The organism is Janthinobacterium rivuli (assembly GCF_009208735.1).
Lineage (GTDB): Bacteria > Pseudomonadota > Gammaproteobacteria > Burkholderiales > Burkholderiaceae_D > Janthinobacterium.
This window is the reverse complement of record NZ_WFLJ01000001.1, coordinates 437,091-453,355: the sequence shown is the minus strand read 5'-3', so window position 1 is coordinate 453,355 and position 16,265 is coordinate 437,091. Positions and strand designations below refer to the sequence as shown.

Genomic DNA, 16,265 nt, shown 5'->3' with positions numbered 1-16,265 from the left:
ATTTTTAGTGTATTGCAGAGTTGTTCCAATTTTTTGGAGGCTATACCGTGGTTAGATCTATACTTTTTTATGCGCTCGGTACGTTTCTGATTGTCTTGATTCTGTCAGCCTGTGTACGCTTGCGTACGCCTACAAGCACAAAGGTGGTATCTGCAACCTCAAATACTCCTATGCCAGTAGCGCGGCCATTCATGGCCCAAGTCGTTGGTTTGCAATGGCTAAATCCTTTGCAGCGTAGAGACTATCCAACTGAGTGGCAGCTACTTTGGACCCTCGGCCTGGCACGACCGAATCCGAACGATGACATGGTAAAAGAAAAACCTGAAAAGTACTCTAAGTTGCAAAGTATTGCCTCCATTGCCATAGGCAATGAAGGCACCGAAACTTTCGATGGATACCATGAAAAATACATTAATGAATTAATGAACTTGTACCATGATGTGTATTACTCTGATCCAGAATATTTTTACAATGTTCATTCAGCCGAGGACAAGTCACGCTGGCGAGAGTTGGCTGGTATCCATATCGAATATGCCCTGCCAGAAGGTAAGCTCGATCCGGTAGAAACAATAGCATTTGTGCGCAAAAGAGTTGCAAGGACTTTTAGCATCGGCAACATCCACTCTCCCACTCTCTGGACCCGCTCCACCCCGCCCGACGTCCGCGTCACCATGGGCGGCCCCAACGTCGGTTTCACTTCACTTTCCGCCGCGCTCGACTACCTGCAAAGCCACCCGAAGGAAACCGTCTGGGTCATGAACTGGGATGCGCCCAGCCGGCCTCTGGACCGGCAGATCAACGAAAACCTGGTGCTGCTGGTGCTGGCCGGCCCCGACTTTAAAACGGAGCGGGCGCCGCTGGCTTGGCTAGGCTATCCAAGCAGCAAGGCTGTGGCGGATTTTGAAACCAAAAAGGGCGAACCGCCGCGTCTGGTGCAGGCGTGGACGGCGGCCATCGAGGAGGCGGCGGCGAAGGCCAACAGGCAAGATACCGGGATCGGCTATCTGATCCACGACGCCGGCAATACGCACCAGGATTCGTCCGCACGACTCGGTGCGCTGGCGCAGACGCTCACCGTGCAGCTGCCGGAATTCGATTTCCTCAAGCAAAGCTTCAATCTGACCGCCGTGCTGGGCGAGACGGGCGCGGGCACGGCCCTGACGAACGTGGCGCTCGGCATCGCCTATGCGCATCACTTTGGCAAGTCCGTGCTGGTGGCCGGCACCAGCGACCTGTCGGCCCCCGTGGCGCTGGTGGTGGCACCGCCCGCCGTCGCGCGGCCGATCCGGGCCGACCAGCCATGGTTCCGCGCGCGCGGCGGCAACCATGCGTATTTGCCGTGGTGGGGCTTGCGCCACGATGCACCCGAGTATTACCAGGGGTTTTCGCAATGAGGAACTTGATATATCCAGGGAGAAAAGCATGCGTGGCGTGATCCGCTTGAACGACCCCACCAGCCATGGCGGCAAGGTGGTGGGCGCGGCGCCGAACAGTACGGTGCTGGGGGTGGCCGTGGCGCGCAAGGGCGACCCTTGCGTGTGTCCGATCAAGGGCCATGTGCGCTGCGTGATCGCCGAGGGCGATCCGCAGGTGCTGATCGATGGCGTGCCTGTGGCGTTTGACGGCCACAAGACTAGCTGCGGCGCCAGCCTGATGTCTACCGTGGGCAACAGCGGGCGCGGTTAGAGCCTATGCCAGTAGGGAGCGTCTTCTGCTGGCAGCGCATCAGGAGCGCGGACAAGGCGTGAGGAGGACGCGTGGCGAGCCACGCGACGATGATCAACGCAGTCCCCGCTTCTGAGGGGCGCCAGCAGGGGATGTATTCATCTGCTGGGATAGGCTCTTAGCCCACGCAGGCGTCGATGGCCGTGCCCAGCTTGTCGACGATCTCATCGACGTGGCTGGCGTCGATGATGTAGGGCGGCGCCAGCAGGATGTGGTCGCCGTGCAGGCCGTCGATGGTGCCGCCCATGGGGTAGCACATCAGTCCGTTTTGCATGGCGTGCGCCTTGATGCCTGCGTGCAGGCGGCGGGCCGGGTCGAACGGTTGCTTGCTGGCGCGCTCCTGCACCAGTTCCAGGCCCAGGAACAGGCCGCGGCCGCGGATGTCGCCTACGTGCGCATGGCCGTCGAAACGCTGGTGCAGCCGCTCGTTCAGCAAGCAGCCCATGGCGCGCACGTTGGTCAGCAAATCGCGTTCCTCGATCTGCCGCTGCACGGCCAGCGCGGCGGCGCAGGCCGTGGCGTGGCCGATATACGTGTGGCCGTGCTGGAAGAAGCCCGTGCCGGCGCGAATCGTGTCGCGGATGTCCCGCGACACCATCACGGCGCCGATCGGTTGGTAGCCGGCGCCCAGGCCCTTGGCGATGCAGATCAGGTCGGCCGTGACGCCTTCCTGCTCGCAGGCGAACAGGCTGCCCGTGCGGCCCATGCCGCACATGACTTCGTCGAGAATCAGCAGGATGCCGTGGCGCTGGCAAATGTCGCGCATGCGCTGGAAGTAGCCGGCGACGGCGGGCAGGGCGCCGGCCGTGGCGCCGACGACGGGTTCGGCGATGAAGGCCATGACGTTCTCCGCGCCCAGCGCGGCGATATGGTCTTCCAGTTCCTGGCCCAGGCGCGCCACGTAGTCGCCGTCCGTTTCATGGGCCGGCTGGTCACGGTAAGCATAGCAGGGCGATACGTGGGTGACGTCGATCAGCAGCGGCTCGAACTGCTGGCGCCGCCACGCGTTGCCGCCCGTGGCCAGCGCGCCCAGGGTGTTGCCGTGATAGCTCTGTCGGCGCGCGATGACGTGGCGGCGTTGCGGCTGGCCCCGCTCGACAAAATACTGGCGCGTCATTTTCAGTGCGCTTTCCACCGCTTCCGAGCCGCCCGAGACGAAATACACGCTGTCGATGCCGGCCGGCGCCCGGGTGACGAGGAAATCGGCCAGCTGCTCCATCGGCTCGTTGGTAAAGAAGGAGCTGTGCGCATACGCCATGCTGGCCACCTGCTGCTGCACGGCAGCGATCACGGCCGCATCCGAATGGCCGAGGCAGGAGACGGCCGCGCCGCCGCAGGCGTCCAGGTAGCGCTTGCCATCCGCATCGATCAGGTAAGGGCCGTCGCCGCCCGTGGCGACAGGGTAATTGGCGGTCAGGCTGCGGTGGAAGACATGGCTCATGGCATCGCTTTCTTGTCGGCAAGGGGGAGATGGCCGATTATAGGATGCGCTGCACCGCATTGCAACGTTTGATGTATTTTATTTTTAATTTACATCATTCGATGTTTTTGCGTAGGCGCCCAGCGCCCGCAATTGCTTTTCCGCCGCGCCGATGGCGTGTACGGCATCGGGCCCGGCACGTGCCACCAGCAATTCCACCAGGCTTTCCACGGCTGCGACGCCGGCCACGATGGAGGGGAAGAACGAGGGACTGTCGACGGCGATGACGATGCTGGCGTCGGCCTGCAGGGCCAGCGGCGAGATGGCGCTGTCGCTGATGGCGACCACCTGGCAACCGGCCAGGCGCGCCGCCTGCGCCACCAGCAGCGCTTCGCTCGAATACGGCGCGAAGCTGACGACGACGACGGCTTCGCCCGCCTGCAGGGCGCGCAAGTCCATTTCCAGGGTGCCGCCCTGGCCGCTCAGCAGCTGCACGCTGGGGCGCAGCAGCCGGTACAGATAATGCAGGGTGTAGGCGATGGGGTGGGCGGCGCGAAAGCCGGCCACGTGCACGCGGGGCGCCGCCTGCAGCAGGTTGGCGGCCGCATCCAGGGCGCCATGGTTGGCGCTTTCCGTGGCGGCCAGGTTGCGTTGCTGCACCGTGAATACTTCGATGACTAGGTCGCGCTCTTTTCCCTCCTTGCCGGCCAGCGCGCCCGCCTTTGCGGCATAGTCGCTTGGTCCCGCGCGCAGGCGTTCCACGAAGATGGCTTTCAGCTCGGGCCAGCCGGCAAAGCCCAGCTGTTGCGCCAGGCGCACGAGGGCGGCCGACTGCACCTGCGCGCGCGCGGCGATGCTGCGCATCGAGGAGACGGCCACCTCGTCCGGATGGTCGACCAGATAGCGCGCGCCGGCTTGGAATTGCGGACTCAGCTGCGCATGGCGCGCCTTGATCAGGTCCATCAGTGCCGCATAGGAGTCGTGGGGTGTCGCTGCCTGCATCGCCGTGCCTCAGTTGATAGTTTGCGGCGATGGTACAGGATTCGTCAGCGCGCCGGTAGCGGCGACGCTTGCGCCCGGGCGGCCGTGCGTGGACGCAGGCGGGCAAACAGATGCGGCCCGGCCGGTTTGCGGCGCGGCCCGGTCGTCAGCACGCGCAAGGCGGTGGGCAGCGGCACGTCGTGGCAGTGCAAAAACAGGGCGGCGGCGCCCGTGCCGGCCATTTCCTGCAAGGCCAGCGCATGCTCGACCAGCGCCGCCGTGCGCATGTCGAGCCGCACCGGGATGTCGGGCTGAAATAGGTGTGTGTCGATGGGCCGTGGATTGCGCATGCTGTCCCCCGCCGGGTTCGCTAGTCAGGCTGCCAGCATAAAAGCGCCCGGACGCCACCATTTTGCGTTGAATCAATTCCACTGTCGGATAGATTCCATAGAGCAAAAAAAACGCCAACCGTTGCCGGCTGGCGCTGAAAACCCTCGAAGGAAGAAGAAAATTATGAATTTCAACGACGTTTCGACGCCTGACAAAACCATCGCCGGCCGCAAAGCGCGCCGCGCAGCCGGTTTGGTCAGGTGTTACTGCCGGTGCTAAAAACGTCCAGGGCTAGGCGCCGCGCCGAAGACAGTACGCACAGTACGGCGAGGCGCGGCAACAACGCCCTGGGCGTTTTTAGTAGCTCCAGCGCACAGACAGGCCGACAACCTTGTCATAGCGCCGCACGTCGCGCACATAGTCCGGCGTGTCGTGGTAGTCGCGGTAGGTCGAGTCGAGCAGGTTGTTGGCGTCCAGCGTCACCGTGGTATGCGGATTGAGCTTGTACGACACCGACGCGTCCAGGGTCTTGGTGGGCGCCACTGTCAGGTGGATGCCCTTGCCGCGGTAGTTGTAGTCGTCGACGTACTTGTCGCGCCAGCTGTAGGCCAGGCGCGCCGACCACGGTCCCTGTTCGTACAGACCGACGATGTTGGCCGACCACTTCGACATGCCCGTGAACGGATGCACGCCGCCATTGAGTTCTTCCAGCTCGCCCGTCATGTAGGTGGCGTTCGCCTGCAGGCCCAGGCCGCTCATCCAGCCGGGCAGCTTGTCGTAGAACTGCTGGTAGGCCATTTCCACGCCCTGCAGGTGGCCTTTCGACGTGTTGCGGGGGCGCGTGATGTCGTACTCGATGCCGCCATACGTTTCCTTGGCCGAGCCGGACAGGATGTAATTCTTGAAGTTGTGCCGGAACACGGTGGCCGTGACGGAACCCGTCTGCGCGAAATACCATTCCAGCGCCGCATCGAGGTTCTTGCCTTCCACGGGTTTGAGGTCGGGATTGCCGCCGCTGCCCGTCGGGCGCACCATCTCCAGGCTCTGGCCCAGGGTCACGCCGGGATTGAAGTCGGCGAAGTTCGGGCGCTGCACGGCCTTGCCGGCCGTCAGGCGGGCGATCAGGTCCTGGCGCAACATGGCTTTCAGGGTCAGGCTGGGCAGCACGTCCGTATCGGACGTTTTCACGCGCACCGGCGTGACGATGCCGTTTTGCGAGGAATTGCCTTGCAAGTCCTGCTTGGTCTGCACCACGCGCACGCCCACGGTGCCATCGACCGGCACCTGCGCCACGTCAAAGCCGATGCGCGCCTTGCCGTAGATGGCATTGGTTTTTTCCACGTCCTTGAAGTGGGTCATCGGATCGTCCGGGCTGCGCTCGGTGCTGCCCGTAAACAGCTGGCGCAAGGTATCCGTGTTGTTGAGCATGAAGTCGCGGCACGGCGTGAGCCAGCTTTGCAGGCCGAAGTTGCCCGTGTTCTTATGCGAGGTGCAGGCCAGGCCGGGCAGGGCATCGGCAGTCATGATCGACGTCAGCCCGCCTTGCACGTTCTTTTCGCGGATCGATTCGGCCTTGCGCTTGGCCAGGCGCACGCCGCCCGAGAATTCGCGGAAGAAGCCCGTGCTGTCCATGTCGTAGGTGACGTCGCCGCGCCAGTCGGTCGAGCTGCCTTCGTCGTGGCTGTGATTGTCGTAGAAGCCGAGCAGGGTGTAGTTCTTCGGGTCCAGCATGTTGTAGCCGGGGTAGCTGATCTGCGCGCCGCCGTTCACGTTCGTGCTGCCGATCACGCTGGTCGGATGGGCGAGGAAGTCGAGGATGGGAAATTCGCGCTCGAAGTTGCTCACCGTGCGCGCCAGTTCCGTCGTGGCGCGCAGCTGCGGCGTGATGTCCCAGCGCGCGCCGATGGCGCCTTGCGAACCGATCGAGCGGTCGCGCCGCGCCTGGGTCGAGCCGAGCGTGAACGGCGACCATGGGCCGTCGATCTTGCCCACCGTGGCCGCCTGATTGGTGCCGGGGATCAGGGTGATGTCCGGGTTTTGCCCCCAGGGCAGCGAACCGACGAAGAACTGGCTGTCGAACGCGTGCTTGATCAGGGTCGACATGCCTTCCGCATACACTTCCACCTGCGAGTTCGGGCGCCACTGGAAGGCGGCGTTCGCCGCGTAGCGCTTGCGGTCGCCCACGGTCGGGATCATGCCGACGGAATCCGGGCCCGTGATGTTGCCCGCGTCCGGGCGCTTGACGGGTTCGGCGTTCCAGATTGTCTCGTCATAGTATTTGCTGCGCTGGTAGGACAGGCCGAGCAGGGCGCCGAATTCGCCGTATGGCGTCTTCCAGCGGTTCGACACCATGCCGCTGACGTTCGGATCCGTCGAGCCGGACTTGTCGCGGTGCTCGGCGCGCACGTTGCCCGACGCCGTGAAGCCCTTGAAATCGAACGGGCGGTTGGTGCGCACGTCGACCACGCCGGCCGTGCCGCCTTCGACCATGTCGGCGCCCTGCGATTTGTACACGTCCACGCGCTGCAGCATGGCCGTCGGGATGTCGGCCAGGTACAGGCTGCGGCCCACGGAGGTGAACATTTCGCGGCCATTGAGCAGGGTCACCACGCCGGGCAAGCCGCGGATGATGACGGAACCGGCCTCGCCGCCTTCGCGGCGGATCTGCACGCCCGTCACGCGGCCGAGGATTTCGGCCACGTTCTTGTCGGGGAATTTGCCGATTTCATCGGCGACGATGGAGTCGACCACCTGGTCGTTGTTTTTCTTGATCGTCTGCGCGCTCTGTGCGGCGCGGCGCACACCGGTGACGGCCACCACGGCGATGCCGGCATGGTCGGCTGCGGCTTCCTGTGCGGCTGCCGCCGGTGCTGCCGTTTCCACCGTTTCTACGGCTTCCACGGCGGGCGCCTGTTGCGCCCAGACGGAAGCGCTGCTCAGCAGGCCGGCGCCGGCCAGCGCGGCCACCGTGGCCTTCAAGGTCAGCCGTGTGTTTTGCCTGGGCGTGCGGGTGCCCGTTGCCATCGATTGCTTCATCTTGTCTCCACCTGTTTTTTAGTTATGTTGAGAACGCCGCGGCGGTCGCCGCCGGAGCTGGAACTTGCTCAGAAACATGGTAGGTGGGAATGACTTTGCCCCACAAATGACTTCTTTTGCGATGTCAATACCAATTCCGGTATCCCTGCTGCATTCATGCGCCCTGGCGGCGCGCCGCGCATCGAAGACTCCGGCGCGCGCGTTGCGGGTGCTCCACAGCAGGTGTCAGGCGGCGCGGGGCGCGGCGCTGTGCGCCAGCCAGGCCATGAAGTGGGCCTGCGGCATGGGGCGGGCAAAAAAGTAGCCTTGCAATTCATCGCAGCCGGCGTGGCGCAGCACGTCGGCATCGGCCGCGCTTTCCACGCCCTCGGCGGTGACCGTCAAGCCCAGGGTATGGCCAAGGCCGATGATGGCTTTCGTCACCGCCAGGTTTTGCGGCGAACCGTGGATGTCCTGCACGAAGCTCATGTCGATCTTCAGCTTGTCGAGCGGGAAGCGGCACAGGTAGTTCAGGCTCGAATAGCCGGTGCCGAAATCGTCGATCGACAGCGCGAAACCCAGTTCCTTGATGGCGTGCAGGGTGGCGATGGTGTCGTCCACGTTGTCCATCAGGATAGACTCGGTCAGTTCGAATTCGATCTGTCCCGGCGTGACGGGAAACTCGCGCAGCACCTCGCGCAAGGTGGCCACCAGACCGCCGCTTTTCAGCTGGATGGCCGACAGGTTGATCGACACGGCGATGTCGCCCGCGCCCGCCTCGCGCCAGGCCAGCTGCTGGCGGCACGCTTCGCGGATGACCCACGCGCCGATGGCGACGATCAGGCCCGATTCCTCGGCGGCGGGTATGAAGCTGTCGGGCGCGATCAGGCCGTGCTGCGGGTGCTGCCAGCGGATCAGGCTTTCCACGCCATTCAGGCGCTTGCTCGTCGCATCGATGCGCGGCTGGTAGTGCAGCACCAGTTCCTGCCGTTCGATGGCGTGGCGCAGGTCGCTTTCCAGATGCAACTGCTGCAACTGCTGCTCCTGCATCTGCGGCGTGAACATGCGCGCATGATCGCGCCCGCCGCTCTTGGCCTGGTACATGGCCGCGTCGGCGTGGCGCATCAGGGTATCCATGTCGTCGCCGTGGTCCGGGTAGATGGCCACGCCCACGCTGCACGAGACATACAGCTCGCTGCCTTCCACGTGGTGCGGCTGGCGCATGGCCGGTATCAGGCGTGTGTCGAGCAGCGCGCCGATGGCCTCCGCGTCGCCGATGCCGTTGAGGATGACGACGAATTCATCGCCGCCCAGGCGGCTGACGGTGTCGCCTTCGCGCACCAGCTGCAGCAGGCGCTTTGAGACCGATTGCAGCAGCGCGTCGCCCACGTGGTGGCCCAGCGCGTCGTTGACGTGCTTGAAGCGGTCCAGGTCGACGAACAGCACGCCCACCTTTTCGCCGCTGCGGCGCGCCTGCGCGATGGCGGCCGCCAGGCGCAGTTTCGACACGTGGCGGTTCGCCAGTCCCGTGAGCGCGTCGTGGTGGGCCATGTGCTCGATCTGCCGCTCGCTGGCCTTGCGTTCGCTGATGTCGAGCGAACTGGCGATGAAATGCGTGGTGACGCCATCGAGGTCGCGCACGGCGTTCATCACCAGCCAGGCCGGATAGCTTTCCAGCGACTTGCGCTGCACCCGGATCTCGCCCTGCCAGTAGCCGCGCCGCGCCAGGGTCCGGCGCAGGCTGTCGAGCTGCTCGGGAGGGTTGTCGGGCGCCAGCAGGAAGGCCGGGCGCTTGCCGATCAGCTCCACCATGTCGTACAGCGAATGGCGGCGGAAGGCCTGGTTGACGGTGATGATGCGCATGCCGGCGTCCATCACGATCAGGCTTTCCGCCGATGCCTCGAAGACCTTGGCCCACAGTTCCAGGCGCGACTCCATCAGCTTCATCTTGTTGATCGGCGTGAAGGTCGACAGCACGGCGCGCTGGCCCTGGTAGTCGATCAGGCGCGCGGAAATCAAGGCCCAGGTGGGCGTGGCGCCGCCGCTCCAGCACACCTCGAATTCATCGACGGCGCCCAGGTCGCTCAAGCGCTGGAAGAAGCGCGAACGGGCTTGCGGATGCATGCCGCCCACCCACGGATCGCGTTCCAGGCCGCCCTGCCACGCGTGCGCGGCCTGGTTCGCGTGCAGCACCTGGTGATGCGGGATCGAGGTGACCATCAGCGGGATGGGAATGGCGTCGACCAGCTGGCGCTGCGCGTCGGCCGCGCTGGCGCGCGCCACCAGTTCCTGCTGCGCCATGCGCTGGAAGTCGAGCTGCTGCAGCATGGTATTGAAGGCGCCGACCAGGCGCCCCGTTTCGTCCTCGCTGTCCCAGACGGCGCGCAGGCTATGGTCGCCCGTTTCGCGCACTTCCTGCGCCACGCGCGCCAGGCGGCGGATGGGCAGGGCGATCTGGCGCGCGACGAAAAACACCAGCCCCAGTATCATCACCAGCAGCAGCACGGCCGTGCCCAGGTGCAGCCACATGCGCGTGAAGAAACCGTCCACGCGCAGCTGGATCAACCGGTGCAATTGGCCTTCCGCTTCGCGCCAGGCACGCTGCAGGGCCGCAGTGGCGGCCGCATCGTGCCGCAGCAGGGCGCCGCCGCCATCGGCCTGGGCCGGTGCACCGGCCAGCGCCTGGGTGCTGGCGCGAAACTGCGCCACGGCTTGCTGCAGGGCCGCGCGCGAGCCGTCCAGGTGCTGGCGCAGCAGTGGCGTGCTGGCCGCGAACGCCTCCGTGTAGTCGCTGCCGATGCCGGCCATGGTGGCGTCCATGCGCCCTTCCAGGATCAGGAACTGGGTTTGCAGGCGCTGGCGCCGCGCGCCTTCGGCCGTGGCCAGCTGCAGGGCCAGCGCGCGCGTGCTGTTGATCACTTCCAGCAGTTCCGGAAAGCGCAGGATCACCAGCGACATCGTGTAGTAGCTGTCCAGGTCCGGGTCGAGGATCAGGTTCGACTGGTTGCCCACGCGCGTGAGCAGTTCGCGCCCGGCGACGAAGGCGGGCGAGGGGGCGACGCTGTCGTCCGGCGCAGCGGGGGTGCTGCCCGCCTGGCGCAGCAGGGCGGCAAAGTGCGCATTCAGTTCGGCGCTGCGCATGCCCGCGCCGAAGCGGCGTTCGGCCTGCTCCACGGCCGCCGCTTGCGCCGTGCCGCGCGTGACGGGCAGCAGCGCATCGCGGATGGCGGCGATGTAGTCATTGCCCGCCATCTCCTTGCGCGAGAAATCGATGGCGAGGTATTTTTCGTTGATGAGGATGCCGGAAATGAAGATCACGGCGGACAGGTCGAGCAAATAAATCAGTGCCAGTTTGCGCCCCACCGTCAATTTTCCGATCATGCGCGAGATTCTGCCCACCATGCGTGCCCCACCTTCTCGTCAGCCCATTTATGTTTTCTTATGAGCAATTTTCATGCCTGAATTTACAAGCTTGCAAGGGGGCTTTCGCACCATGCCGGTGCGCAGGCAGGCGGCGCGCGCCCATGAAAAAGGGCGGCCCGCAGGCCGCCCTTGTGTGCAGTGACGCGGTGTTTACGCTTCGGCGACGCGCTGGGCGATGTGCGCCAGCGCTTCTTCCACCTGGTCGATCAGGATCAGGCACAGATCGCCTTCGCCGAGGCGCGCCAGGGCCTTGTCGATGGCGACGAATTCGCCGTTGATTTCATCGATATGGCTGGTGCGCTTGGCGCCGTCCAGGCCCTGGCGCAGCAGTGCCACCACTTCGCCGTCGGCGCGGCCGCGCTGGCACTGGTCCTGGTACAGCAGCACGTCGTCGAAGGCGGCGCCGAGGATTTCCGTCTGCTGGCGGATGTCTTCGTCGCGGCGGTCGCCGGCGCCGCTGATGACCACCGACCGGCGCTTGGCCGGCATGCTTTCGACGGCCTGCACCAGCGCCAGGATGGCGTCCGGATTGTGGCCGTAGTCGGCGATCAAGGTGGCGCCCTTGTAGTCGAACACGTTGAAGCGGCCGGGCGCATTGTCGGCTTCATTGGCGAAGGTTTTCAGGCCCAGCGCGATGGTTTTCCAGTCCAGGCCCACGGCCCAGGCGGCGGCCAGCGACGCCATGACGTTGTCGACCTGGAAGCCGACGGCGCCGTTGCGCGTGATCGGCACTTGCGACAGCGCGATTTCGTGTCGTTCCTTGCCCTGCGCCGCGACCAGCTTGCCGTCTTCCACGTACACCACGCGGTTGCCCTGGGCGCGGTGCGTGGCCATCACGGGATGCGTCTTGTCGGCGGCGAAGAAGGTCACCGTGCCGCTGCAATTCTTGGCCATGCGCGCGACGGCGGGGTCGGTGGCGTTCAGCACGGCCACGCCGCTGTCGGCCACGTTCTGCACGATCACGCGTTTCAATACCGCCAGGTCTTCCACGGTGGTGATGTAGTTCAGTCCCAGGTGGTCGCCCGCGCCGATGTTGGTCACCACGGCGACCTGGCAGCGGTCGAAGGCCAGGCCTTCGCGCAGCATGCCGCCGCGCGCCGTCTCGAACACGGCCGCGTCCACGTCAGGGTGCAGCAGCACGTTGCGCGCGCTGCGCGGGCCGCTGCAGTCGCCGTTGTCGATCTGGCGCCCTTCGATGTACACGCCATCGGTATTGGTCATGCCCGTGCGCAGGCCGGAAGCCGTCAGCAGGTGGGCGATCAGGCGCACGGTGGTGGTCTTGCCGTTGGTGCCGGTGACGGCGACAACGGGAATGCGGCCATCGTCGCCCTCGGCGAACATGGCGGCGATGATGGCTTCGCCCACGGGGCGCGGCTTGCCGAACGACGGCGCCAGGTGCATGCGCAGGCCCGGCGCGGCGTTCACTTCGACGATGCCGGCGTTCTGCTCTTCCAGCGGTTTCAAGATGCTTTCGGAGACGACGTCCACGCCGCAGATGTCCAGGCCCACCATGTGCGCGGCCGCGACGGCGCGCGCCGCCACTTCCGGGTGCACGTCGACGGTGACGTCGGTGGCCGAGCCGCCCGTCGACAGGTTGGCGTTATTGCGCAAGATCACGCGCTGGCCCACGGGCGGCACGGATTCGGCCACATAGCCCTGCTTGGCCAGGCTGGCCAGGGCGATGTCGTCGAAGCGGATTTTCGTCAGCGAGGTGGCGTGGCCGCTGCCGCGGCGCGGATCCAGGTTGACCTGGTCGACCAGTTCGCGCACCGTGTGCTGGCCGTCGCCCACCACTTGCGGCGGGTCGCGGCGGGCGGCGGCCACCATCTTGTTGCCGATGACGAGCAAACGGAAATCGTGGCCCGGCAGATAGCGTTCGACGAGGATGTCGTCGCGGAATTCCTGCGCCGCGAGGAAGGCGGCCGTCAGCTGTTCGCGCGTGGTGACGTTGACTGTGACGCCCTTGCCCTGGTTGCCATCCTTGGGTTTCACGACGACGGGCAGGCCGATCTCGCAGGCGGCGGCCCAGGCGTCGTCCGCATCGATGGCGACGCGGCCGTGCGGCACCGGCACGCCGGCCGAGTCCAGCAGCTTCTTGGTCAGTTCCTTGTCTTGCGCGATGGCTTCGGCGATCGCGCTGGTGCCGTCCATTTCGGCGGCCTGGATCTTGCGCTGCTTGCTACCCCAGCCGAACGTCACCAGGCTGCCTTCGGTCAGGCGGCGGAACGGGATGTTGCGCGCCACGGCGGCGTTGACGATGGCGCCGGTGGAGGGGCCCAGGCGCACGTCTTCATCGAGTTCCTGCAGCTGGTGCAGGGCGCCGGCCAGGTCGAACGGCGCGTCGGCCAGGGCGGCCTGGCACAGCTGCTGCGCCAGTTCCAGGGCCAGGCGGCCGACGGCTTCTTCCGAGTATTCGACGACGACCTGGAAGATGCCCGTTTCCAGGGTCGGCGTGGTGCGGCTGAAGGTGACGGGGCAGCCGGCTTGCGCCTGCAGGCCCAGCGCCACCAGTTCCAGCACCTGCGCCATCGGCGCGGCGTTGTAGTTGCCCAGCGGTTGCAGCGGGCTCAGTTGCGGGAAGAGGGCGCGCAGGCGGGCTTCGAAGCCGGGCAGCTGGGCGATGTCGAGTTCCTGCGTGGTGCAGGAAACAATGGCTTCCACGGCGGTGTCGTGGCTCCAGAGGTTAGGGCCCCGCAAGGCCCGTACGCGAGATACTTCCATAATTAAACCGTAATCCTGTTGTGTTCTTGTGGGCCCGGCCGTCCTGGCCGGGCTTGAGTGCTGCTTTGCCTTAGTTGCCGATGCAGCCAGGGGCCGCGTCGAAGGTGCGCAATCCCGCGCAAATGAGGTCGACGGGCAGGTTCAGGGCCCAGGCGGCGGCCGCGACGGCCAGCACGCTGTCGACATTGCCGGCCGTGGCCGGTTTCAGCAGGTCCAGGCACAGCAAGACTGTTTCGCTGCCGCCTTCGGCCAGCACGATGTGGTTGCCGCGCACGAACACGGCGCGGCTGCCGGCGGCCAGTTGCGCCGCGATGGCGGCCAGGCTGCCGTCCTGCGCATACAGGATCACGCTGCCGTCGCACAGCTCGGCCAGTTCCAGCACGTGGGCGTTGGCGGCGTTGAGCACGGCCACGCCCGTCGGCACCACCACATCGACCTGGCTGCGCACGGCCTTGTACAGGCCCGCTTCGTCCAGCACGTCGAAATCCTTGACGCTCTCTAAACTGCCCATGTCCGTGACGACGCCGATCTGGCACTTGTCGTAGGCCAGGCCTTCGGCCAGGATCATGCGCGGATTGCTCTCGAACAGGGCCGTCTGCACGGTGCGGTTGAGCAGCAGGCGCTGGCCCGCGTCCCAGTTCACGCAATCGCTGCTGACGACGCGGCGCTGGTCCAGGTACATGCCTTCGCTGCAGACGGCGCCCGTGTGCAGGCCCGACAGGTTGAGCAGTTTGCACAGCATGCGCACGATCAGGCTGGCGCCGCGCGTGCCCGTCACGCCGATCAGCGGAATGCGGCCCGTTTCCTCGGCGGCGAACAGGTGGTCGACGATGGCCGCGCCGACAGGGCGGCTCTGGCCCACGCCCGGCTTGATGTGCGCCAGCAGCCCGGGGCTGGCGTTGACTTCGATGATGGCGCCGCGCTGCTCTTCCAGCGGACGCGTGATGTCCTTCGTCACCAGGTCGATGCCGGCGATATCGAGGCCCACGACGCGCGCGGCCAGCAGGGCCGCATGCACGACGGACGGGTGCACGTCGTCCGTGACGTCGATGGCCACGTTGCCGTTCGGCTGGATCAGCACTTTCTGGCCCGCCTGCGGCACGGACAGGGCCGTCATGCCCTGGCGTTGCAGTTCGAGGATGATTTCGCCCGATTCATGCGGCTTGACGGTACCCAGCGGGAAGTCTTCGCCTTCGCCGCGGCGCGGGTCGGTATTGATCTGCGTGTTCACCAGTTCCAGCACGGTGGAGACGCCGTCGCCGTCGACCCACAAGGATTCGCCCTTGGCGGCCGCGATCAGCTTGTTGCCAACCACGAGCAGGCGGTGTTCGTCGCCCGTGATGAAGCTTTCCACCAGCACGGCCGAGCTGTCACCCTTGCGCGCGGCCAGTTCATAGGCCGCCTTCACGTCGGCTTCCGTCATCAGGTTGAGCGACACGCCGCGGCCATGGTTGCCGTCATACGGTTTGACGACGACGGGCACGCCGATGTCCTGCGCCTCTTCCCAGGCCGCTTCGGCGCTGCGCACCAGGCTGCCTTCGGGGACGCGCACGCCGCACGATTTGAGCAGGAATTTGGTCAGGTCCTTGTCGCTGGCGATGCCTTCGGCGATCGCGCTGGTGCGGTCCGTTTCGGCCGTCCAGATGCGGCGCTGCGCGGCGCCGTGGCCCAGCTGCACCAGGTTGCCGTCGTTCAGACGCAGCGATGGGATGCGTCGCTCGGTGGCCGCATCGACGATGCTGGCCGTGCTCGGGCCCAGGCAGCGCGCATCGACCATGTCGCGCAGCGGCGCCAGGGCCGCTTCCAGGTCGTACGCTTCATCGTTGATGGCGGCCATCAGCAGTTCGCGCGCGGCGGCCAGGGCGGCACGGCCCACGTGCTCTTCGCGCGTGCGGAAAGCCATCTTGTAGACGCCGCGCTGGCTGGTCGAGCGCGTCTGGCCGAAGCCCGTGCGCATGCCTGCCAGGTTTTGCAGTTCCAGCACCACGTGCTCGAGGATGTGGGCCGACCACGTGCCTTCGCGCAGGCGCTCGAAAAAGCCGCCCCGTTCGCCCACGCCGCAGCGGTGCTCGATCATGCCGGGCAGCCACGCCACCAGGCGCTCGTACAGGCCGGGCAGGGTATTGGATGGATAGTCTTCCAGTTCGCCGATGTCGACCCAGGCTTCAATCACCGGGCGATACGTCCAGATGTTGGGGCCGCGCAAGTGGGTGATGCGGGCAAATTCGATGTTCTTCTTCTTGATCATGTAAGTGGTTTCTTGATAACAAGCCAGGCGTCTGGGCGCCAGATACTTTATGTTGGCTCTACAGAGTCTTTTCAGGCTCGTGCTTGGTTCTTTATCCCGGGTACGCGCAGTGTGCCACTTTTAGCGGCCTCTTGTCGCGTTTGCTTCTCGTATTCTGCTGGTGTTGTCATTCTAATTGTTACTAATTGTTGCCATACTTGTTATAAAGATACCGACTCTGGTCCAAGCTGGAGCATTTGCGCAACAGCGGGCTGTTGTATACTTGTCGCTGGTCGATGGCCGCGCATTTTTTTACGCCGTTTTGCCATCATTCCTTACCGGTAGGCATCCATTCGATACAATACAGGAAATTGCCACTGGTGCATCTACCTCGCCATCGCGCAGTCCACAAACATTGATCGG

Annotated in this window: 9 protein-coding genes; 2 read left to right on the top strand and 7 right to left on the bottom strand. The window is 65.2% G+C overall.

What is annotated here, in order from left to right; genetic code table 11:
• Positions 1–671: 671 nt before the first annotated feature.
• Both GCN78_RS02075 and GCN78_RS02070 read left to right on the top strand, forming a co-directional pair.
• Positions 672–1,394 (top strand): hypothetical protein, encoded by a 723-nt coding sequence (locus GCN78_RS02075; RefSeq protein WP_226939412.1) that lies wholly within the window; start codon positions 672–674, stop codon positions 1,392–1,394.
• A 28-nt stretch (positions 1,395–1,422) separates the two neighbouring features.
• On the top strand, positions 1,423–1,686 hold the full coding sequence (locus GCN78_RS02070; protein WP_099379104.1) for a PAAR domain-containing protein: 264 nt from the start codon (positions 1,423–1,425) through the stop codon (positions 1,684–1,686).
• A gap of 157 nt (positions 1,687–1,843) precedes the next feature.
• On the opposite strand, the gene GCN78_RS02065 is transcribed toward GCN78_RS02070, so the two are convergent.
• The 7 genes from GCN78_RS02065 to GCN78_RS02035 form a co-directional block, all read right to left on the bottom strand.
• On the bottom strand, positions 1,844–3,166 hold the full coding sequence (locus tag GCN78_RS02065) for an aspartate aminotransferase family protein (protein WP_152250183.1): 1,323 nt from the start codon (positions 3,164–3,166) through the stop codon (positions 1,844–1,846).
• A gap of 84 nt (positions 3,167–3,250) precedes the next feature.
• Positions 3,251–4,147, bottom strand: coding sequence for a MurR/RpiR family transcriptional regulator (locus tag GCN78_RS02060; RefSeq protein WP_152250182.1), 897 nt, complete (start codon positions 4,145–4,147; stop codon positions 3,251–3,253).
• A 44-nt stretch (positions 4,148–4,191) separates the two neighbouring features.
• Positions 4,192–4,476, bottom strand: a complete 285-nt coding sequence (locus GCN78_RS02055; RefSeq protein ID WP_152250181.1) for a hypothetical protein — start codon at positions 4,474–4,476, stop codon at positions 4,192–4,194.
• Positions 4,477–4,813: 337 nt separating this feature from the next.
• Positions 4,814–7,492, bottom strand: a complete 2,679-nt coding sequence (locus GCN78_RS02050; protein ID WP_226939411.1) for a TonB-dependent receptor — start codon at positions 7,490–7,492, stop codon at positions 4,814–4,816.
• Positions 7,493–7,717: 225 nt separating this feature from the next.
• Positions 7,718–10,852: an EAL domain-containing protein gene (locus GCN78_RS02045; protein ID WP_226939410.1), complete on the bottom strand. Its 3,135-nt coding sequence runs from the start codon at positions 10,850–10,852 to the stop codon at positions 7,718–7,720.
• 192 nt (positions 10,853–11,044) lie between these two features.
• Entirely contained in the window at positions 11,045–13,615 is a 2,571-nt protein-coding gene (cphA, locus tag GCN78_RS02040; RefSeq protein ID WP_152250179.1) for a cyanophycin synthetase, read from the bottom strand.
• Between the two features lie 70 nt (positions 13,616–13,685).
• Positions 13,686–15,863 (bottom strand): cyanophycin synthetase, encoded by a 2,178-nt coding sequence (locus tag GCN78_RS02035; protein WP_152250178.1) that lies wholly within the window; start codon positions 15,861–15,863, stop codon positions 13,686–13,688.
• Between the last annotated feature and the right edge of the window lie 402 nt (positions 15,864–16,265).